This is a genomic window from Biformimicrobium ophioploci, from assembly GCF_030270605.1.
GTDB classification, from domain to species: Bacteria; Pseudomonadota; Gammaproteobacteria; order Pseudomonadales; family Cellvibrionaceae; genus Biformimicrobium; species Biformimicrobium ophioploci.
Genome location: NZ_BSYJ01000005.1, coordinates 244,861 through 264,777 on the forward strand (window position 1 = coordinate 244,861; position 19,917 = coordinate 264,777).

The 19,917-nt window shown below is 56.4% G+C and carries 21 protein-coding genes; 1 reads left to right on the plus strand and 20 read right to left on the minus strand.

Translation table 11 applies throughout. The features are described 5' to 3' along the window. Positions 1 to 75: 75 nt before the first annotated feature. Positions 76 to 1,380 carry an NAD(P)/FAD-dependent oxidoreductase gene (locus QSJ80_RS12925; protein WP_285764878.1) on the minus strand — a complete coding sequence of 435 codons (1,305 nt, stop codon included), beginning with the start codon at positions 1,378 to 1,380 and terminating at the stop codon, positions 76 to 78. A gap of 185 nt (positions 1,381 to 1,565) precedes the next feature. Here QSJ80_RS12925 and QSJ80_RS12930 point away from each other — a divergent pair, with 185 nt between their 5' ends. Further along, complete coding sequence (locus tag QSJ80_RS12930) at positions 1,566 to 2,900, plus strand: glutamine synthetase family protein (protein WP_285764879.1); 1,335 nt, start codon at positions 1,566 to 1,568, stop codon at positions 2,898 to 2,900. A gap of 111 nt (positions 2,901 to 3,011) precedes the next feature. Here the strand turns inward: QSJ80_RS12930 and QSJ80_RS12935 are convergent, their stop codons facing one another. From QSJ80_RS12935 to plsX, 19 genes are all read right to left on the minus strand, one after another. After that, positions 3,012 to 4,727, minus strand: a complete 1,716-nt coding sequence (locus tag QSJ80_RS12935; protein WP_285764880.1) for an alanine/glycine:cation symporter family protein — start codon at positions 4,725 to 4,727, stop codon at positions 3,012 to 3,014. 84 nt (positions 4,728 to 4,811) lie between these two features. Continuing rightward, positions 4,812 to 5,837, minus strand: a complete 1,026-nt coding sequence (locus QSJ80_RS12940) for a D-cysteine desulfhydrase family protein (protein ID WP_285764881.1) — start codon at positions 5,835 to 5,837, stop codon at positions 4,812 to 4,814. Between the two features lie 144 nt (positions 5,838 to 5,981). After that, the gene (yajC, locus tag QSJ80_RS12945; protein WP_285764882.1) at positions 5,982 to 6,314 is read right to left on the minus strand and encodes a preprotein translocase subunit YajC; all 333 of its coding nucleotides are present in this window, start codon (positions 6,312 to 6,314) and stop codon (positions 5,982 to 5,984) included. A 132-nt stretch (positions 6,315 to 6,446) separates the two neighbouring features. After that, a complete protein-coding gene (locus QSJ80_RS12950; RefSeq protein WP_285764883.1) occupies positions 6,447 to 6,893 on the minus strand; it encodes a helix-turn-helix domain-containing protein in 447 nt (148 codons plus the stop codon). Between the two features lie 305 nt (positions 6,894 to 7,198). Beyond that, on the minus strand, positions 7,199 to 7,675 hold the full coding sequence (bcp, locus tag QSJ80_RS12955) for a thioredoxin-dependent thiol peroxidase (protein WP_285764884.1): 477 nt from the start codon (positions 7,673 to 7,675) through the stop codon (positions 7,199 to 7,201). A gap of 124 nt (positions 7,676 to 7,799) precedes the next feature. Then, on the minus strand, positions 7,800 to 8,321 hold the full coding sequence (locus QSJ80_RS12960; RefSeq protein ID WP_285764885.1) for a DUF2244 domain-containing protein: 522 nt from the start codon (positions 8,319 to 8,321) through the stop codon (positions 7,800 to 7,802). A 218-nt stretch (positions 8,322 to 8,539) separates the two neighbouring features. Then, positions 8,540 to 9,520, minus strand: coding sequence for a malate dehydrogenase (locus QSJ80_RS12965; protein WP_285764886.1), 981 nt, complete (start codon positions 9,518 to 9,520; stop codon positions 8,540 to 8,542). Between the two features lie 154 nt (positions 9,521 to 9,674). Continuing rightward, positions 9,675 to 10,298, minus strand: a complete 624-nt coding sequence (locus QSJ80_RS12970; protein WP_285764887.1) for a dUTP diphosphatase — start codon at positions 10,296 to 10,298, stop codon at positions 9,675 to 9,677. 18 nt (positions 10,299 to 10,316) lie between these two features. Further along, positions 10,317 to 11,093 carry a TatD family hydrolase gene (locus QSJ80_RS12975; RefSeq protein WP_285764888.1) on the minus strand — a complete coding sequence of 259 codons (777 nt, stop codon included), beginning with the start codon at positions 11,091 to 11,093 and terminating at the stop codon, positions 10,317 to 10,319. Between the two features lie 148 nt (positions 11,094 to 11,241). Then, positions 11,242 to 11,595 carry a PilZ domain-containing protein gene (locus QSJ80_RS12980; RefSeq protein ID WP_285764889.1) on the minus strand — a complete coding sequence of 118 codons (354 nt, stop codon included), beginning with the start codon at positions 11,593 to 11,595 and terminating at the stop codon, positions 11,242 to 11,244. 48 nt (positions 11,596 to 11,643) lie between these two features. Beyond that, positions 11,644 to 12,660, minus strand: coding sequence for a DNA polymerase III subunit delta' (locus QSJ80_RS12985; RefSeq protein WP_285764890.1), 1,017 nt, complete (start codon positions 12,658 to 12,660; stop codon positions 11,644 to 11,646). A gap of 5 nt (positions 12,661 to 12,665) precedes the next feature. Next, positions 12,666 to 13,322 (minus strand): dTMP kinase, encoded by a 657-nt coding sequence (tmk, locus tag QSJ80_RS12990; RefSeq protein WP_285764891.1) that lies wholly within the window; start codon positions 13,320 to 13,322, stop codon positions 12,666 to 12,668. After that, the gene (gene mltG / locus QSJ80_RS12995) at positions 13,319 to 14,410 is read right to left on the minus strand and encodes an endolytic transglycosylase MltG (protein ID WP_285764892.1); all 1,092 of its coding nucleotides are present in this window, start codon (positions 14,408 to 14,410) and stop codon (positions 13,319 to 13,321) included. Before mltG ends, tmk begins: the two co-directional genes overlap by 4 nt. A 5-nt stretch (positions 14,411 to 14,415) precedes the next feature. Next, a complete protein-coding gene (locus QSJ80_RS13000; RefSeq protein WP_285764893.1) occupies positions 14,416 to 15,198 on the minus strand; it encodes an aminotransferase class IV in 783 nt (260 codons plus the stop codon). Positions 15,199 to 15,279: 81 nt separating this feature from the next. Beyond that, positions 15,280 to 16,515: a beta-ketoacyl-ACP synthase II gene (fabF, locus tag QSJ80_RS13005; protein ID WP_285764894.1), complete on the minus strand. Its 1,236-nt coding sequence runs from the start codon at positions 16,513 to 16,515 to the stop codon at positions 15,280 to 15,282. A 152-nt stretch (positions 16,516 to 16,667) separates the two neighbouring features. Next, positions 16,668 to 16,904, minus strand: coding sequence for an acyl carrier protein (gene acpP / locus QSJ80_RS13010; RefSeq protein WP_285764895.1), 237 nt, complete (start codon positions 16,902 to 16,904; stop codon positions 16,668 to 16,670). A 261-nt stretch (positions 16,905 to 17,165) separates the two neighbouring features. Further along, a complete protein-coding gene (fabG, locus tag QSJ80_RS13015; protein ID WP_285764896.1) occupies positions 17,166 to 17,903 on the minus strand; it encodes a 3-oxoacyl-ACP reductase FabG in 738 nt (245 codons plus the stop codon). Between the two features lie 42 nt (positions 17,904 to 17,945). Further along, positions 17,946 to 18,890 carry an ACP S-malonyltransferase gene (gene fabD, locus QSJ80_RS13020; protein ID WP_285764897.1) on the minus strand — a complete coding sequence of 315 codons (945 nt, stop codon included), beginning with the start codon at positions 18,888 to 18,890 and terminating at the stop codon, positions 17,946 to 17,948. A gap of 31 nt (positions 18,891 to 18,921) precedes the next feature. Then, positions 18,922 to 19,917 carry a phosphate acyltransferase PlsX gene (plsX, locus tag QSJ80_RS13025; RefSeq protein WP_285764898.1) on the minus strand — a complete coding sequence of 332 codons (996 nt, stop codon included), beginning with the start codon at positions 19,915 to 19,917 and terminating at the stop codon, positions 18,922 to 18,924.

Genomic DNA, 19,917 nt, shown 5'->3' on the forward strand with positions numbered 1-19,917 from the left:
TGACTGTGTTAATGCTCTATCGAATTAAACTTCGAATATGATTCGAACTATTCTTCGAAATATCCTTGATATCACCTACCTGCCGAGCTTATCCAGAAGCCCGTAGTACAACATACCCGCTACAAGTCCTGGCCAGCGTAACAGCGTGCCGCCTGGGAACGATTTCGTCGGAAGCGCGGACATTACATCAAACTTTTCCGCAGTACCAGCAATTGCTTCAGCAATCAACTTACCGGCAAATGTGGCACTCGGGACGCCGTGCCCGGAATAGCCGTGGGCATAAAAAATATTTTTATCAATGCGCCCGTAATCCGGCATCCGGTTCAGGGTAATGGCCAAAGTACCGCCCCAGCCGAAATCGATTTTTGTATTTTCCAGCTGCGGATAAACACGCAGCATATATTTCCGAACAAATGCTCGGATATCCTGAGGGAAACGCGAGGTATAGTTTTCACCGCCGCCAAATATCAGGCGATTATCACCGGACAATTTCCAGTAATTGATAACAAACAACGTATCCTGAACCGCATGATCGTTGGAGATCAGTTCGTGGGCCAGCTCATCAGACAGCGGCTCGGTCGCCAGTACGAAATTGTTGATCGGCATCATGTGGCCGGCAAACGGCGCCTTTAGCTTGCCCAGATAGCCGTTACAGGCCATCACCACATAGCGGGCATTGACCTTGCCGAGTGCAGTATGCACCTCCGGCTTGTCACCGCCGTGGTAATCGGTCACGCGACTGTTCTCGAAGATCTTTACCCCGGCCTTATCGGCTGCGGCGGCGAGGCCGAGCGCATAATTGAGCGGGTGCAGGTGCAGGGAGGCGCTGTCGATCACGCCAGCATGGTAACGCTCGGAACCAACCAGTCCACGCACCTCTTCCTCGGGCATGTAGCGAATCTGATCGTATCCGTATTCCTTCTGCAGGTGATCAGCCTCCTCTTTCAGCCAGGCATTGTGGCTGGGCTTGGCCGCGAGATGCATGATGCCGCGCTTCAGGTCGCACGGTATCTCATGCTTCTTGATCAGGGACTCCACCAACTCAACGGCTTCCAGCCCATACTGCCAGAGGGTCTGGGCGATCTCCTTGCCCACCATCTTCTCCAGGTCATCCTGCCCCTTGCGCTGGCCGACCCCCACATGACCGCCGTTGCGCCCTGAAGCGCCCCACCCTACACGCTCACCTTCGAGCAGAACTACGGAATAGCCCTGCTCTGCCAGATGCAGTGCCGCGGAAAGGCCGGTGTAGCCTGCCCCGACCACGCAAACATCCGCCTCGACAGCCTCTTCGAGGCGCGGAAATTCGCGTATCGGCATCGCCGAGGCGGCATAATAAGAATCTGCGTGGCCCAACAGCTTGGAAACCTGCCCTGCGGACATAGTGAACTCCAGAAATCCGAATTATCATTCATGTTTAATTTGAATAATACTTCGGCTTTCTGTAATAATCAAAGCCTTCCTGCCCCAGGGGTGGGCCGTACAGGAGCCAATCCCGGCGGCGCACTAAAATAGCAATGCTCGCAAACGGGGATGCGTGCACCCAAAACCACATTAATAGGTGTCCCATGGAAACGATTCGGCAATGGCTAAAAGAAAACCGTATAACGGAGGTCGAATGCATTGTGCCGGATATGGCAGGTAACGCCCGCGGCAAGTTCACGCCGACGGATAAGTACCTGTCTCAGAATAACCGTCTGCCCGAGAGTATCCTCGTTCAGACCGTAACCGGCGACTATGTCGACGAACATGACGAGCTGGTCAATCCGGCCGATACCGACATGATCCTGGTGCCGGACCCGAATGCAGTCCGCATCAACCCGTGGGCAAATGAGCCCACGGCCCAGATCATCCATGACTGCTATACGCGTGACGGCGATCCACACCCCATCAGCTCGCGAAACATCCTCAAGCTTGTACTGGAGAAGTACAAGGAGAAAGGCTGGAAGCCCGTTATTGCACCGGAAGTAGAGTTTTACCTGGTGCAGCGCAACCTCGACCCGGACGAGCGACTGAAACCGCCAGTGGGACGTTCAGGGCGCTCCGAGCGTACGCGCCAGTCCTACAGCATTGACGCGGCCAACGAATACGAAAACTTCGTCGAGCTGATGTACGACTACTGCGAGAAGATGAACCTGGATGTCGACACGCTGATCCATGAAAGCGGCTCGGCACAGATGGAAATCAACTTCCTGCACGGTGACCCGCTGGATCTGGCCGACCAAGTATTCACCTTCAAACGCACCGTTCGCGAAGCTGCGCTGCGCCAGAATATCTATGCGACCTTTATGGCAAAGCCGATGGCAGATGAGCCCGGTAGCGCACTCCACTTGCACCAGAGCCTGGTCGACATCGAAACCGGCCGTAATATCTTCGTCGACGAAAATGGCCAGGAAAACGACACTTTCCGCCACTTTATCGGCGGCATGCAGGAATACATCCCGGGATTTATTTCGTTCTTCGCGCCGAATGTAAACTCCTATAGGCGCTTCACGCCGGACATAGCGGCGCCAACCAGCCTGCACTGGGGTTACGACAACCGCACTACCGGCCTGCGGGTTCCTGACAGCTCACCGGAAGCCAAGCGCCTGGAGAATCGCTTCCCTGGCGCGGACTGTAATCCCTACATTGCCATCGCGGCCTCCCTCGCCTGTGGTTATCTGGGTATCGTCAACAAGGTCAACCCGACAGCGCCTTATGAAGGAAGCTGTGCGCACGAGCCTATCTCACTGCCCCGCTCCCAGGAGCATGCATTGAGGCTACTCGCGGATTGCCCGGAAGCAACGGAAATGTTCGGAGATGTATTCGTGCGTGCATGGCACGCCATCAAGCGAGACGAGTACGAGGAATTCAATCGTGTGATCAGCCCGTGGGAGCGCGAGTACCTGCTCCTCAGTGTCTAAAGCCCTTTCCCTCTGGCAATAAAAAAGCGCGGCACCGCTAGGGTGACCGCGCTTTTTTTGTGACTGGCCGCAACTACTTGTGATTGCAGCCAGCGCCTCCGATTTCGAATCTTACTCGGCTTTATGCGCAGCAGCTGCCATCTTGGCCTTTTCGGATTTCTGCGCATCGCTTAGGTACGCTTCTGTTTCCCAGTACTTGTTCACTGTGGACTTCATTTCCCTGTGAAGCACGGAGATACCGAACAGGTTCGGCAGCGTCATCACCACAATCGCAACTGCAGACAGATTCCAGATCACGGTGGTGTCCTCAATGGCGGCCCAGAAAAACGCAATCACGTACACCAGGCGATACGGCATCACCGCGCGCGGACCAAACAGGTAGGTCATGGAGCGGTCACCGTAGTAGGACCAGGCGATCGCAGTAGAGAACGCAAACAGCAGGATGCCAAAGGTCACGATCAGGCTGCCATACTCACCAAACAGGCCGCGCTGGAATGCGCGATTGGTCAGTGCGACCGAGTGCACCAGGGAATCACCCCAGACCTCGATATTCTGGTTTACCAGCTGGCCGCCCCTGACTTCCAGATTGCCGGTGAACAGATCTTCGCCCACCTGATAACGGACATTTTCTGCCACAGAGCGGGCGTGGATCACGGTGAATTCTTCATCGCTGATCGCCGAGCCGTTGTAAACAAAAATAGTGCCGTCGAACGGCTCTACCTTGGAGTCGCCATTGCTCAGGAAGCCGAACAGTTCCTGCACATGCTCATCATTGCCGTCGGTGTACTGGCCAGCAACAATTTTCATGTCCGCACTCTGGAACAGGTTCTCATGCTTTTCAGTCCAGACGCCGGAAGAAAGGATTACCAGGCCGGTCAGGGTACAGATAATAATGGTATCGATGAACGGCTCGAGGATGGACACCATACCCTCGGATACGGGCTCGTTAGCGCGGGCTGCGGCGTGTGCGATCGGCGCAGAGCCCTGCCCCGCCTCGTTGGAGAAGAGGCCACGGTTCACGCCGCGATTGAATGCATAGGCAAAGCTGGCACCGAGGAATCCACCTGCTGCAGCGGAACCGGTAAAGGCGTCACTGAAGACAGACAGGAAAGACGGAACGATATTTTCGAGGTTGGCAAAGATTACCGCCAGCGCACCAATGATATAGAGCACCGCCATTACCGGCACAATGGTGGAAGTGACCTTGGCAATCCGGCTGATGCCGCCGATGATCACCATGCCAAGCAGCACCGCCAGCACGCCACCGGTTACCGCCTTACTCAGGCCGAAGGTATCGTGCATCGCCTGGGCGATGTTGTTGACCTGCGGCAGGCTGCCCGTGCCAAACGAGCTGATTACGGTGGCGATGGCGAACAGTACCGCAAGCCACTTCATGTTCAGGCGCTTTTCCATGTAATACATGGGGCCGCCCGCCATGGTGCCGTCTTCGGTTCTTTCGCGATACTTGTGAGAAAGCGTCACTTCCACAAACTTCGTTGTCATGCCGAGAAAGGCAGTAACCCACATCCAGAACAGCGCGGCCGGGCCGCCGAGGAAGATAGCAAGGCCTACACCGCCGATATTACCGGTACCCACGGTACCGGAAAGCGCGGTACTCAATGCCTGGAAGTGCGAGGTATCACCCGGTGCACTGGAATGGTCGTACTTACCACGTACCACCTTCAGCGCATGGCCGAAATAACGAATCTGGGGGAAGCCCAGGTAGAGCGTAAAAAACAGGCCGACGCCCAGCAGGACCCACGGAAACCAGGGCGCTGAGCCCAGCATCCCATCCATGGTCAAAAGTAGATTATTGAACGACTCCAAAACGTCCCCCTCAACTTGATCAATTATTATCTTTATCCGGTCGGGCCCGGACGAAGGATTCCGGTGATATAAGGCGGCAGATTATCAGTTTACGCACTGCCTGACCATCTGCTCGCGCTGCGGGAAAAGCCCGAACAGCCCGCCTGTATGAATAAAGACCAGGTCCCTGCACCCCTCGTATCGGCCGAGCTCTATATCCCGCAACAGGCCATGGAACGCCTTGCCGGTATATACCGGATCAAGAACAATGCCCTCGAGCGCTGCCAGCTCCCGGATTGTTGAAAAAACATCCTCTCCAGCAACGCCGTAGCCGGGGCCGATATAGTCTGCGTTCACGTTGACCTGCATACCACACAGGTCCGCTGAAACACTGTAAAGGCTCTGCCAGTGTTCGACATCCTCAGCGACCTTATCCAGGAAATACTGCTCATCATCACACACCGCATAACCCGTAACCTGCGTATCACTGCCGGCCAGATGGAAACCGAGTGTGAGTCCCGCCTGGGTACCGCCACTGCCAGTGGCGCAGACAATATGTTGCGGTGCGATACCCGCAGCGGCGAAGTCCCGCTCCAGTTCTTCCACAGCATTGAGGTAACCCCAGATGCCATAACCGTCGCTGGCACCGGTAGGAATGACGAAGGCCTTGCTACCCCGCTCCCCGTAAAAGGTCTTCCACTGCTCCAGTAACTGCGGTAATTCAGCGATATATTTGCCAGGTGGATAAGTTGAAACCTCCGCACCGGCCACGTGATCCAGCAACAGGTTGCCGTCAGCTACCGGCCCGGGCTCACCCCGGAGTACCAGGTGTACCTTGAGCCCGAGCCTTGCCCCAAGCAGGGCTGTAGCGCGGCAATGGTTGGACTGAAGGCCGCCGCAGGTAATCAAGGTGTCGCACCCACTGGCCTGTGCGGCTGCAACAACAAATTCCAGCTTGCGGATCTTGTTGCCGGACAGCGCCATTTCCGTCAGGTCATCCCGCTTGATCCATATTCTCGGGCCGGTATCCGGATCACGGCAGTATTTCTCGGTAATTCTGTCGAGCGGCTGCAGGGGCGTGGGCAGCTGCGCAATGGCGGTTCTTTTCGGGAATGGGATATTGAGCGGCATTCTATGTCCTTGTGAGAATAGTTTTTCTACGGACTCGGTCTGATTTTTCGCAAGTGATGCTACACGGAAGCGCGCATCTGCAGGCTTTCTGAGTGCATAAAAAAAGCCCGGATTCAGCCGGGCTTTTTCTTCAGGAATACACGATCAAATCTTTTTGATGGTGCCCTTGGGCAGTACTGCGTGTACCGCAACTTTCTGGAACTTCAGCTCCATGTTGTCGGAAACTTCCAGTACCACATAGTTATCGTCGACCTTGGTAATGCGACCCAGCATACCACTGGTCATTACGACTTCGTCACCCTTCTGCAGGGCAGACACCAGTTCCTGGTGCTCTTTCTGACGCTTGCGCTGCGGACGAATAATAAACAGGTACATAAATACGAACAGGCCGACAAACATGATGACAGTAATCATCGGGTTGGCCTGGGGAGCAGGTGCAGTACCCTGCGCCATCGCAGCGGGGATAAAGAAATCCATTAGGAAAACCTCAAAGGTAGCCAAGAATAAATTCGTGGCCAACTCTAACCGGTTTGACAGAGGTAGGCAATAAAGTCACAGGGCCCTCAGCGGGCCCTGCAGAACAGTCTCAAATTCCCGCCGGAATATCGATCAGTAGCGCTGGCGCACCTGACGGCGATAACCGGTTGGCGACATGCCAGTCCAGCGCTTGAAGGCACTGGTAAAACTGGTCCTGTCGGAGAAATCGAGGATTCGTGAAATGCCGTCGACGCTGAGTGCCGTATCCTTGAGGAAATGCACCGCATGACGGAAGCGCACATGATCGCGCAGGTTTGCAAAGCTCAGGTTGTGTTCCTGAAGCCTGCGCTGCAACGTACGTGTCGACATACTCAGGTCAGAGGCAACGGGTCGGATCGCGAGGGATGCCTTACCGATTCTCTGCTCGAGCACATCTATAACACGCGCGGCGATGCCATAGCTGGTTGCTTCCGGCGGAGCCAAAAGCTGTTCGAGGATATTGGAACCACCTGCTTCTCTAGCCTGCTGTAACGGCTTATCGTTAGACAGGGAGGTGTGGTCTGGCTGTACATGGGTCATTGAGCTGCTCCTTTAAATTTCCTTGAGCGGCGGTTTTTGTTCTACGCCCGCATCCTGCGGGAACCCGTCTACCTCAACCTACGGAGACTACCGATTCGGTTACTACCTGGGTGCCGGGGCGCACCTGGAAAACACAAAGTCCTTTTTTATTAAAAAATGCTCCGATCCGTTGTGAATTTCCCTTAGTGGCCGGCGCACCTTTACACGTAGTATAGACCAACCTGCCGAAATGCAAGCCACGACAGGTATTTTTTACACAATTTTTCTGCGCGAATATTGCACGCCTTCCGCACAGGCGTACCACTTTACTGAAGGTTATCCTTTATCCATCCCGCGACGTCGTCGTGGTGGGTCTTTGTCTTCACCTTGTCGATGACATGCTTGAGCCGGCCGTCCTTACCAATAATAAAGGTGGTGCGGAGAATACCCATGAACTCCCGGCCCATGAATTTCTTCAGGCCCCAGCAACCGTATTTATCGGCGATCGCGTGATCTTCATCCGACAACAGGTCGAAGTTCAGCTCATATTTGTCGATGAACTTTTGCAGTCGCGCTTCCGGATCCGGGCTGATACCCAGAACCACAGTATCCAGCGCATCCATCTCCGCGCGTGCATCACGTAGGCCACAGGCCTGGGTGGTACAACCCGGGGTCATGGCTTTGGGATAGAAATAAACCACGACGTTTTTCTTATCCCGAAAGTCTTTCAGGGAGACCTTTTCTCCTTTCTGGTTCTTCAGGCTAAAGGCTGGCGCGAGATTACCAATCTTGGGAAATGCCACTCTTACCCCCTCGTAAGTCGATTCAACATGGCGTCAATGTGAAAACAATCTACGCGCCATTATAGAAGAAAACGGTGGCCGATGGGTCAAAATATGTCGCGGCGCGCCTCGCCGTATCAAGGCATCAAAAGCTCTTTATTTTCAGTGACTTATCAGACCTTGTTAATATTCCGAGTGAAGTGAGTTTGCGCAGTAACGCGTGGCGTTCTTCGTTTGTCAGGAAGCTTCCGATCTCGATATAGCCCTCCGGGCCTACGAGGCTAAGGGTTTGCGGCTCATTCCCCCCTGCCGATTCACGCACAACCACAGCGAGGCTCGAACGATCAAAACGGCATTGATACAGAGGCTTCTGGTGCAGGCCACCACGCTGCTCCAGTACAAGGCTCGCTGCCGTGACCTGCAGCAGCTCCCGCCGGTTGCATTGCAGGTATACCCATATCAACAGCACCGCAAGTAGTGCGGCTTCGAGTCCGGCGAACGGCAGGATCATCCAGGCACCGGCCAGCGCAAATGCAATGCTCACGCCGAGGCTCGCAGCCACCAGTGAAACAATCAGCCACAGGTTGCCGCGGAAAGTGAGGGAGCTGTTCGGCTCCAACAACAGGCAGGAAGTGGCTCTGGACGTACCCCTGACTTCAGTAACCATGACGGTCAGCTCCCGGTGTCGATCTTCTGAGCCTAGCAGTCTGCTTGGCGCACAATCTCGTATGGTAGGGAGTCAGGTGCCAGAAAATGTGTGGTCAGGGAGGATTTTGAGGAGCGGGGAGAAAAGTGGCGCCCCGGTCAGGCACTTCCGGGAAGGCTGAGACCTCAGGGCGCGGAGGTAGCACGGGCCGCTCAGTGTATTGCGGCCCGGACGCCGTATTACGGCAGCAGGTGCGCGACAGCGTCACGCTCTTCGGCCAGCTCCTGCTCGGTAGCGGCCATTTTCGCACGGGAGAACTCGTTGAGCTCAACACCCTGAACGATCTGCCAGTCACCGTCTTTGCAGGTGCACGGGAAGGAATAAATCAGACCTTCCTGAATACCGTAGGAACCATCGCTGTAAACAGCCATGCTGGTCCAGTCACCTTCTGCAGTGCCCAGTGCCCAGTCACGCATGTGATCAATCGCTGCGTTAGCAGCAGAGGCTGCAGAAGAAGCACCGCGAGCCTTGATGATTGCGGCACCGCGCTGCTGAACGGTCGGGATGAAATCATTTTCAAACCAGTCCTGCTCGATCAGGCCCATGGCATCAGCGCCCTTGACCTGGGTCTTGTGCAGGTCCGGGTACTGTGTGGAAGAGTGATTACCCCAGATGGTCATGTGGGTAATATCGTTCACAGTAGATTCGGTCTTGCCTGCCAGCTGGGACAGCGCACGGTTGTGGTCCAGGCGGGTCATGGCAGTGAAGTTGCGCGGATCCAGATCCGGCGCATTGCGCTGGGCGATCAGTGCGTTGGTATTAGCCGGGTTACCGACAACCAGTACTTTTACGCTGCGAGCGGCAACGTCATTCAGCGCCTTACCCTGCGCAGAGAAGATCGCGGCATTGGCTTCCAGGAGATCCTTGCGCTCCATACCCGGTCCACGCGGACGAGCGCCAACCAGCAGTGCGTATTCGGCATCCTTGAACGCAACATTCGGGTCGTCGCTCTGAACGATGCCTGCAAGCAGCGGGAATGCACAATCTTCCAGTTCCATGGCAACGCCATTCAGCGCTTCCAGTGCCGGGGTGATTTCCAGCAGTTGCAGGATAACCGGCTGGTCTTTGCCCAACATTTCGCCAGAGGCAATGCGGAAAAGAAGCGAATAGCTAATCTGACCGGCGGCACCGGTAACAGCAACACGAACAGGTGCTTTCACAATTGATCTCCATTATTAAACGAGCGGCCGACGTAGCGGCCGCAAAGGCACATAGGCGGGCCGCATTATAGAGAATCGGCAGAAAATTTCATCCGCACCTTTGGTATTAGCCCCCGCACACCAACTGGCTACCTCTTAACCAGTGTGGCGCTATTCAGGCGGCCTGGCCGGCCGGGTATCTCGCCTGCAGCGCCTGGTACACCTGATCCTTGAAGTCGGCTGCACCGGCATCCAGTGAGTCGCAAACTTCCGCCAGGTGCTCATTGTCTTCCCTGCCCTGCCAGTTTTTGATGTAGGTACCAGTCTGGTAGCCATGGTCCTGACGGAACCGGTTCAGGACATTCTTGCCAACGTAGCGGCGGTACAGTTCGTCGAAATCCATCTCGACATCACACATCAACTGCGCAAAGCCGGGCAGATCGAACGCTTTGGCCTGCAGTGTTGCGAGGGTGAAAGCTTCGAGGTTTTCCCTGAAATCTCCAGGCGCCAGGGCCAGATCGCTCAGCTTTGCATCCATCTCAGCCGCAACATGACCAGCATCGCCCTTCTGCAACTCCAGGCTAAGACCAAAGTGCCAGATATCTACCAACTCGAGCTTCACCTGATCCATTTCAGGCTGCTGTTTTTTCCACCACTTCCAGCCGTAGTGGTCGAGAAGCTCAGCGGATTCAACCCAGATCGCGCGGTACCAGGCAAAGCCCTGGGCACGCCAGTCTGCGTTCACCACAGTGTTAATCTCGTCCTGCAGTGCCAACATTGTGGTCAGTTGCTGCTTCATGGCATCCCCCAATTGAAATTATTGCGCCCGTGGAAACAGGCGATGGAAATTTTCGGTTGTTATTTCGGCAAGCGCCTCTGGAGAGAGGCCGCGCAATTCCGCTACAAACTCTGCAACCTCTTTGACATAGGCCGGTATATTCGCCTTGCCACGGTACGGCACGGGCGCAAGGTAAGGGGAATCCGTTTCCACCAACAGACGCTCGAGCGGCAGCTTTCGCACCACATCGCGCAGGGATTCGGCATTCCTGAAAGTGACAATCCCGGAAATGGAAATGTAGAAGTTCAGGTCCAGCGCAGCCTGCGCCATTTCCCAGGTTTCAGTAAAGCAGTGCAGTACACCGGCGGACTCTGGATCGGCATGTTCACGCAACAGTCTCAGCGTATCATCCCGGGCATCGCGGGTGTGCACGATGACCGGCAGCTTTGTGCGCTTGCCGGCTTCCAGGTGGGCCCGAAAACTTTCCTGCTGAACCTCAACGGTATCCTTGCTGTAGTAATAATCCAGCCCGGTCTCGCCCAATGCGACGACCTTTGGCGCTTCCGCCATGGCGATCAGCTCATCACAGGTCGCGGTACCATCGCCTACATCCAGCGGATGGATCCCGACGGAACAGTAAACATCCTTGTGTTCGGCGGCGATCTGCTTCACCGGCTCAATATTTTTGAGGCCCGTACTGATCGTAAGGAATTTGCCGATACCCCGTTCGCGGGCCAATGCGAGCACGTCCGGCAGTTCGCCATCGAATTTATCGAGGCGCAGTGCATCGAGGTGACAGTGTGTATCTACGAGCATAACGTTACGTTCGGGTATCTCTGTATTTCTGAATCAGCATCCCGGAGGATGCAAAAAGGGCTGCATCAGCAGCCCTTCGGGTATTTCGGATGTCGGAAATGCAAGCCTGCCGGTCTTGACGCGATGCAGTCAGTCGCGCATCCGGCCATCACATGGTGTGAGTGGGCCTGTCAGACTCCAGGCTGCCAGCGAGCACGGTTTCAATCTTGTTCAGGGCCGCTGTATCCTTGGCATCGAATTGTACACCAATACCAGGTGTACGGTTGGCCTGGGAGCCCTCCGGGGTAATCCAGATGACCTTGCCCGCAATTGGGATTTTTTCCGGCTCATCCATCAGGCTCAGCAACAAAAACACCTCATCGCCGAGCTTATATGGCTTATCTGTTCCAATAAACAGTCCGCCGTTCTTCACGAACGGCATATAGGCCGCATAGAGCATGCCCTTGTCCTGAATCTTCAAGGAAAGGATGCCGTTTCTGGCGCCGCCACCGATACCGCGCATAATGCTACCCCGGACAGTTATCGTCTTATTTACCGTAGTTCCCGTAAGTTAGCGAAGCAGACCGCCAGTGTCCAGCATCCCGCTCACAGGTTTGAACAAGGCCCGCCAACGGAGCAGCAGGTCCTCGAGTAGCAGTTGCCGGTTCGGGTTCGCGCCTGACGCTTGCTGGCGCGCCGCTTCAGCAAGCGCTGTATCAAATTCGTACAGATGGACATCCCCTGCACCACCGCATTCGCGCCACTGCCGGGCGATGGGCTGCACCATACCGGACACCTCTTGCTCCGCGCCCGCCTTCGCCAGCCCGTGTACAACGCCCTGCCAGTTACGCAGGAGCTCTGCGAGATCCAGGTCTTTCCAGCCTTCGGCGATCTTGCTCGGCAGGCCCTCACCCCGCGCCAGCGCAAGCAGGTCCCGCGCGAACAATGCACGGGCCTCCCGTCTGTCAGGCTCATTCAACGCCTGCGCCAGCAGCGGTGCGCCTCCTGCGAGGGCGAGACAGTCGCCGGCTTCCGGCTCTTCAATACCAAATTCTGCCAGCCAGCGGGTGGCCGACTCGGTAGAGGGCACCGGAAAGGTCAGGACCTGGCAGCGGCTTCTAATGGTGGGCAGCAGGCTACCCAGCTTGTCCGTCACCAGCAGGAAGTACACACCGGCAGCCGGCTCTTCGAGGTTCTTGAGCAGGGCATTTGCCGCGTTGATGTTCATCGCATCAGCTGGCCCCAGGACAACCACCCGGCGGCCACCGCGGGATGCGGTATGGCTGACGAACTCGCCCAGAGCCCGGACCTGGTCGACCTTGAGCGCCTTCCCTTCTTCTTCCGGCTCCACCATCATGAAATCCGGGTGGGTGCCAGCAGACAAGAGCTCACAATCCCTGCATTCACCACAGGCCACACCCGCCTCAGGACGGCTGCACAACGCAAATGCGGCAAAGGCCCGGGCAAAGCGAACCTTGCCGAGCCCTTGCTGCCCGGCAAGCAATAAGGAGTGCGGGCAGCGCGCCGCCAGGAATTGGGCGGTCAAGCGCGACCAGTGCTGCTGGTGCCACGGCAATGGCGTCGGCATCGCCCTCACAACCTGGCCTCCAGCGTAGCGGCCAGATCGGCCTGGACTTTATCCAGAGGCTGCCCGGCATCAATCACGGCAAATCGGTTATTGGACGTTTCCGCACGCTCACGGTAGCCAGCGCGCACGCGCTCGAAGAAGGCAATTTTTTCGTTTTCGAAACGATCAGCCTTACTGCGTGCCGCTGCACGTTCCAGACCAGTGCGAGGGTCGATGTCGAGCAGTACGGTCAGATCCGGCTGCAGCTGCCCCTGCACCTGCTGCTCCAGCAGCCGCACCAGGGACTTGTCCAGGCCGCGACCGGCGCCCTGGTAGGCATAGGTGGCGTCGGTAAAACGATCGCAAACAACGGTTTTACCAGACTCGAGAGCAGGCCTGATCACCTGCGCAAGATGCTGCGCGCGCGCTGCGAACACGGTTAATAGTTCGGCCGTCGGATCGAATGGTTCTGCACGGTTCGCCAGCAGAAGCTGTCGCAACTCTTCCGCGAGCGGTGTACCGCCCGGCTCACGTGTCTCGATAAATTCGATATCGCGGGACCTGAGCCACTCGCAAATGAAGGCGAGGTTCGTAGATTTACCTACCCCCTCCGTACCCTCGAGCGTAATAAAATATCCGCGTTTGTTTTCCATTGGCGCCGCTTTCTGAAATTGAAACGTCATTTTTTATCCGGGGCCGGACTGGAGCGATAATCTTCCCTGCGCTTGAGCTGATACTCTCTCACCGCCCGATTGTGCTCAGCCAGCGTCGCGGAAAATTTGTGCGAACCATCACCGCGTGCAACAAAGTAGAGGCTCTCCCCCTCCTTCGGATTCAGCGCCGCATGAATTGCCTCCCTTCCCGGAAGGGCTATGGGTGTTGGCGGCAACCCCTTGATGACATAGGTATTGTAGGGCGTGGACTCACGCAGGTCCCGATAGGTGATGTTGCCACGATAGCGCTCGCCCATGCCGTAAATTACGGTGGGATCCGTTTGCAGGCGCATCCCCCGTTTCAGGCGCCGTACAAAAACGCCGGCAATCTCACCGCGCTCGGAGGGCACACCGGTTTCCCGCTCAACGATGGATGCCATCGTCAACGCCTCCTCTGGCGAGCCGTATGGCAGGCGCTCTGCACGGCCCTGCCACTCCTCCGCAAGCACTTTTTTCATGCGCTGGAAAGCCTGGCGAACGATATCGGAATCCTGCGTGCCTGACTTGTATACGTAGGTGTCCGGGAAGAGCCACCCTTCGGGGTTGGGTGCCGGTAGCTGCATGGCACGCACCGCGGCTTCCACACTCTCGGTTTCCGGGGAAACCACAATTTTTTCTGCACCGCGAATGGCTTCAAGTGCAAGCGCGAACGTCCAACCCTCCACCAGGGTCACACGGTACTGGGTAACCTGCCCCAGGTTCAGTTTGCGCAGGAATTCCAGCTGCGTGATCCCGGGCTCCAGTAGATACTCACCGGCATAGATTGCAGTCTTGCCCTCATAGCGCGCATAGAGCCGGGCCGGCAGCGCATGCTTGATCAGGCCCCTTTGTTTCAGGTCAAGAAGTACACGGGAAAGACTGCTGCCCTTAGGGACGTCGATGGTCATTTCCACCGCATGCGGCATGGGCCTGTGGAGGGTCTGATATCCGTAGAAGAATGCTCCGGACAGCAGAATCAGCCCAAGAGCGCACAGAAACAGGAATACCCGCAGCATGCCGAGGCCTGTTTGCTTTTTCTTTTTTGTTTTCCTGCTTGCTGTCTTTTTCTGGCGGGCCACTTCTGCTACCACAATTTTTGTTTAATCAGGGACTGTAGAGCCTTCGTATTTGCTCCGCAGTCAAAGCCATGAGATCCAATGGCACTCACCGGAAGCACACCCCGGAGTGCGTTACAGACTGCCACTTCCTGCGCACTGCTCATCAGGTCTGCCAACATCAGTCGAACCGGCGTAACTGAGATTTGCTCAGTAAGCCATTGCAGCATAACACCGCGGACGCCGAATTCTGACAAATCTGGTGTACACCATTTACCGTCAATATAAAGCAATAGGTTGGTTCGGCAACCCTCGATCACGAACCCGCTCGGGTCGCACAAAATTCCATCAAAATATGGGTCCTGGCACGCACTGAACTCTGACCGCGCAGCATGATAGCGCGCTCTCTGTAGCGCTTTGCGCCCATCCGAAGCATCCTGCCAGGTGAACCGGGTTTTGCAGGGATACAATCGCACACCGGGCACAGTAAGGCTTGCAGGCAAACTGTCCAGTGGAGAAACGGAAAGATCGAGTTGCGAACCCGCGCCAGCTCTACCTGCCCTCAAGCGCCAGACCAGTGGCCCGGCCCGGCTGCGGGAAAAGTTGTCGGCTTCCTGCAGGGCTTTGCTGAGTTCCCGCTCATCAACATGAACATACTTGCGAAGCCGCGCGAGGTGCCATGGCAACAGCGGTACCCTGCCGCCATCAAAGCGCATGGTCTCAAGGACACCGTCGCTGAACAACGAATCAGTGGGCAGTTTTTCAACTGCCCGCCCGTTGGCGACGGAAAATAGCGGTTTGAATTCAGCCAAGCGCTTGCGATCGTTCGAGAGGTCGCCTGCTGCCGGAGCACTGCGGTACCGGCGGCATGCGATCAAGTGGTTTGTTGGTGATTAGATTTTCTGGAAGACCAGAGAACCATTGGTACCACCGAAACCGAAGGAGTTCGACAGCACCGAGTCGATACGACGCTCCTGCGCGGTATGCGGCACAAGGTTCACACCTTCACAAACCTCATCGGGGTTTTCGAGGTTAATTGTCGGCGGAGCCACCTGGTCCCGAATGGCCAACACGGAGAAAATTGCTTCTACGGCACCGGCCGCACCGAGCAGGTGCCCGATCATGGACTTGGTCGAGCTGACCGCAAGATTTTCGACATGTGAGCCAAATACAGAGCGTACGGCCAGGCATTCGGCTTTGTCACCAAGCGGGGTCGAGGTTCCGTGTGCATTGATATAATCGACGGCTTCGAGTTTTGCGTCATTGAGTGCGTTGCGCATCGACAGCGCAGCACCGGCACCATCTTCCGGCGGCGAGGTCATATGGTGGGCATCGCCGCTCATCCCAAAGCCGGACAATTCAGCGTAGATTTTTGCACCGCGCGCTTTTGCATGCTCGTACTCTTCAAGTACCAGCACACCGGCACCTTCGCCAAGCACGAAACCGTCGCGGTCCCGATCCCACGGGCGACTTGCTGCCTGCGGGTCATCGTTACGGGTGGAGAGCGCCCGCGCCGCTGCGAATCCGCCCAGCCCGACAGGGGTGGTTGCCATTTCCGCACCACCACAGACCATCACATCGGCGTCGCCATATTGGATCAGGCGCGCGCCCAGGCCAATACTGTGGGTGCCGGTCGTACATGCGGTGGTTGCCGCGATATTGGGGCCACGCAGGCCATATTTGATCGACAGGTTACCGGCGACCATATTGATAATGGCGCCCGGTACAAAGAAAGGTGAAATGCGGCGAGCGCCCTTCTCCACCAGTGTGATCTTGGTGTCTTCGATAGAGCCAACACCACCGATGCCCGAACCAATGGAACAACCAATACGCGGTGCATTAGCGTCTGTCACCTCCAGGCCGGAGTCTTCCATGGCCTGGATGCCCGCAGCGAGCCCGTAGCGAATAAACGGGTCCATCTTGCGCGCTTCCTTGAGGGGCATGAACTGCGAAGGGTCGAAGTCTTTCACCGTCGCCGCGAAAGTGGTTGAAAAGCCCGAGGCATCAAAAGCGGTAATCGGCGCTGCGCCGCTTTTACCCTGCAGAATCCCTTGCCAGGAATCCGCTACAGAATTACCCAGTGGGCTCACCAGACCTAGCCCAGTTACGACGACTCTTCTTCGCGACACGACTGCCTCCCTAAAGTGACGAAAAAAGCGCGTTAGTCATTTTATTAATGCGCTAAAACAACAAAAGCCGGACTATGTGACATAGAACGGCTTTAGGGTGCGGGCATCAGGCAATTTGAGAATCGCCCGGCGCCCCAAATACAGTAAGCTGATTACGCCAGGTTATTGTTGATGTAATCAATAGCCAGCTGTACGGTAGTGATCTTCTCAGCTTCCTCGTCCGGAATCTCGGTCTCAAACTCTTCTTCCAGAGCCATTACCAGCTCAACGGTATCGAGAGAATCGGCGCCCAGATCTTCGACAAAAGATGCTTCAGGTTTTACATCCTCTTCCTTCACACCCAGTTGCTCAGCGACGATCTTTTTTACGCGCTCTTCAATGCTGCTCATGATTCAATTTAACTCCCAGTGGATCAAAATCTGTGTGACCGCTTTCAACAGCCCGATTTCTCGGATCGGAATCCGCTTCAGCGGCCGGCTTGTTTGCGCCATTTAAGTGCGCGAAAAGCTTTCCTAGTACAGCGAGTCGCGGCATTGTACCCTGATTTTTTGACAATGTAATGTGCCGCGGCCCTTTCCTAAAACCAAAATCAATAATGGCTTAAGAATCAAAGCGTTAGCGCTCGCACATTAGGCGAACACCAACAAAAATCAGCCCATATACATGCCGCCATTTACGTGAATGGTCTCTCCAGTCACGTATCCGCCCGCATCGCCGGCCAAAAATGCAACAACTGCCGCAATCTCTTCCGGCTTGCCCAGACGCGCCAGCGGAATCTTGCTCATCAGTGCTTCGCGCTGCTCGTCCGGTAGAACCTTGGTCATATCAGTATCGATAAAGCCCGGTGCAACCGTATTCACTGTAATGGCGCGAGAGCCTACTTCTGCAGCCAGTGAACGACTGAAACCAGCGACACCAGCCTTAGTTGCAGAGTAGTTGGACTGGCCTGCATTCCCCATGCTGCCAACAACAGAACTGATGTTGATGATGCGGCCCCAGCGTGCTTTGGTCATGCCGCGCAGGCATGCCTTGGTTACCCGGTATACGGCAGTGAGATTGGTGCTTACCACGTCGTCCCACTCTTCATCCTTCATTCGCATGAGGATGTTGTCCTTGGTGATACCGGCGTTGTTAACCAGAATGGTCACAGGGCCGATTTCGGACTGAATTTCGGCGACAACGCTTGCCACGGATTCGGCATCGCACACGTTGAGGACTTTTCCGCAGCCACCGCTTGCAGAAAGACGCTCAGAAATTTTCTCTGCACCTGCAGCGCTGGTGGCAGTGCCTACTACTTTTGCGCCCTGCGCGGCCAGCATGTCTGCGATGGCTGCGCCGATACCACGGCTGGCGCCCGTAACTAGTGCGACCTTACCTTCAAGGGACATATTTTTTTCCTTTATTTAGCAGCTAATTAGCAGCGCTATAGGTCAAGCCAGCGCTTCGCCGGTTGCCTTCATTTGCTCAGGTGTCTCGACGTTGTACGCAGAGAGCCCTTTGTCGATTCGTTTTGCCAGGCCCGCCAGTACCTTGCCTGGCCCGCACTCAACCAGCTGGCTCACTCCAGCTCCCGCCATTTTTTGCACACACGACGTCCAGCGCACGGGCTTGAAAATCTGCTCGATCATGATTGCCTTGATTGCGGCAGGATCGGTCTCGGTTTCAGCGTGCACATTGTGAACGATCGGGGTCTTCGGCGTTTTGAACTCAACCGCTTCGAGTTCCAGCGCGAGCCTGTCCGCCGCGGGACGCATCAGATCCGTGTGGAACGGCGCACTGACCGGCAGCGGCATGGCGCGCTTGGCACCTGCAGCCTTGCACGCCTCAATGGCACGCTCGACCGCAGCCGCGCGACCGGCAATAACAACCTGTCCCGGTGAGTTGTAGTTCACCGCGGTAACGATGTCATCACCCTCAGAAGATTCGCTGCAGGCTTTTTCGATTGCCTCATCCGCGAGGCCGATAATCGCCGCCATTGCACCCTGCCCGGCCGGGACTGCTTCCTGCATGAAACGGCCGCGTAACTGAACCAGTCGCACTGCGTCCGAAAAGGAAACCACGCCGGCGCAAACCAGTGCCGACCACTCACCAAGGCTGTGGCCTGCCATATAGGCCGGTTCTGCACCGCCCTGCTCGCACCAGGCACGGTAGAGCGCGACGCTGGCTGTCAGCAGCAGCGGCTGGGTACGTTCTGTGAGGTTGATTTCTTCCTGAGTGCCATTCTGGACCAGGTCCCAGAGATCGTAACCGAGGACAGCGGATGCTTCTGCGAAGGTGGACTTGATAACCGGGTTGGCCGCGGCCATTTCGGCAAGCATACCAATCTTCTGGGAGCCCTGGCCCGGAAAGACCAGCGCGAGCGCGCTATTTGTCATGCGAATTCCTCTTTACCCGAAAGGTAGCGGGTCAGCTCAGCGCGCGATCGACGCGCCCCGCGAGGTCGGCCTCCGCACAATGGACCGCAGTCACAATCGCCTGGAAAAATGCCGCACTGCTGGCGCCACCGTGACTTTTGATCACATTGCCGCTGAGGCCCAAAAAACTGGCGCCATTATAGCGAGCGGGTTCCAGTTGTGACCGCCATTTTCGCAACAATTTTATGGCCATTTGGCCAAAAAAACTTTTGAAGGCGTTTTTCTGATCAAACCGGAACACTTTTTGCCCCATCAGTCGGATCACACCTTCTGCAGACTTCATCGCGATATTGCCGAGCATACCGTCGCACACCACGACATCCACGCAACCGGTGAACAAATCGTGACCCTCGATGAAGCCGTAGTACTCGATATCAGGCGCCTCGCGGAAGAGTTCCGCGGCGCGGCGGATCTCTTCGGTGCCCTTGTGGGCCTCGGATCCAATATTGAGCAGCGCGACCTTGAGCGGACGCTGGTCGGTATAGAGCTTCTGCGCCTCGACACCCATGCGCGCAAACTGCAGCAGGTCTTCGGCACAGACACCAATGTTTGCCCCGAGATCCAGCAGGAAGCAGGAACCGGTTTCGGTCGGCAGCGACTTGCCAATCGCGGGCCGTCGCACACCGTTGACCTTGCCCACAAAGTGGCAGCTCAGCGCCATCAATGCACCGGTATTACCGCCACTTACCATGCCATCAACACGGCCATCGGCCAGCGCCTGCAGGGCACACCCCATGGATGAATCACGCTTGTGACGCAGTGCAAATGCAGGGGCATCTTCCTGGGTGACGTGGGACTCACATTCAACAAGCGTCAGGCGCGCATGGTGGGAAGAATGCAGCTCGGCAGAGATTTCAGCTGGGTCGCCGAAAAGAGTGAGCTCGAGAGAGGGAAATTTTTCCAGCGCGCGGACGCACGCCGGAACGACAGAGCGGGGACCTAGATCCCCGCCCATCGCATCAATGGCCAATCGAATTGGACCAGACAA

What these genes read in the sequence shown, in the direction of transcription:
- QSJ80_RS12925 (WP_285764878.1), bottom strand. Translation starts at nt 1,380, where the DNA reads ATGTCCGCAGGGCAGGTTTCCAAGCTGTTGGGCCACGCAGATTCTTAT.
- QSJ80_RS12940 (WP_285764881.1), bottom strand. Translation starts at nt 5,837, where the DNA reads ATGCCGCTCAATATCCCATTCCCGAAAAGAACCGCCATTGCGCAGCTG.
- fabG (WP_285764896.1), bottom strand. Translation starts at nt 17,903, where the DNA reads ATGTCCCTTGAAGGTAAGGTCGCACTAGTTACGGGCGCCAGCCGTGGT.
- acpP (WP_285764895.1), bottom strand. Translation starts at nt 16,904, where the DNA reads ATGAGCAGCATTGAAGAGCGCGTAAAAAAGATCGTCGCTGAGCAACTG.
- fabD (WP_285764897.1), bottom strand. Translation starts at nt 18,890, where the DNA reads ATGACAAATAGCGCGCTCGCGCTGGTCTTTCCGGGCCAGGGCTCCCAG.
- QSJ80_RS12970 (WP_285764887.1), bottom strand. Translation starts at nt 10,298, where the DNA reads ATGAAGCAGCAACTGACCACAATGTTGGCACTGCAGGACGAGATTAAC.
- tmk (WP_285764891.1), bottom strand. Translation starts at nt 13,322, where the DNA reads ATGACGTTTCAATTTCAGAAAGCGGCGCCAATGGAAAACAAACGCGGA.
- QSJ80_RS12960 (WP_285764885.1), bottom strand. Translation starts at nt 8,321, where the DNA reads ATGGTTACTGAAGTCAGGGGTACGTCCAGAGCCACTTCCTGCCTGTTG.
- QSJ80_RS12985 (WP_285764890.1), bottom strand. Translation starts at nt 12,660, where the DNA reads ATGCCGACGCCATTGCCGTGGCACCAGCAGCACTGGTCGCGCTTGACC.
- QSJ80_RS12950 (WP_285764883.1), bottom strand. Translation starts at nt 6,893, where the DNA reads ATGACCCATGTACAGCCAGACCACACCTCCCTGTCTAACGATAAGCCG.
- QSJ80_RS12930 (WP_285764879.1), top strand. Translation starts at nt 1,566, where the DNA reads ATGGAAACGATTCGGCAATGGCTAAAAGAAAACCGTATAACGGAGGTC.
- QSJ80_RS12975 (WP_285764888.1), bottom strand. Translation starts at nt 11,093, where the DNA reads ATGCTCGTAGATACACACTGTCACCTCGATGCACTGCGCCTCGATAAA.
- yajC (WP_285764882.1), bottom strand. Translation starts at nt 6,314, where the DNA reads ATGGATTTCTTTATCCCCGCTGCGATGGCGCAGGGTACTGCACCTGCT.
- QSJ80_RS12980 (WP_285764889.1), bottom strand. Translation starts at nt 11,595, where the DNA reads ATGCGCGGTATCGGTGGCGGCGCCAGAAACGGCATCCTTTCCTTGAAG.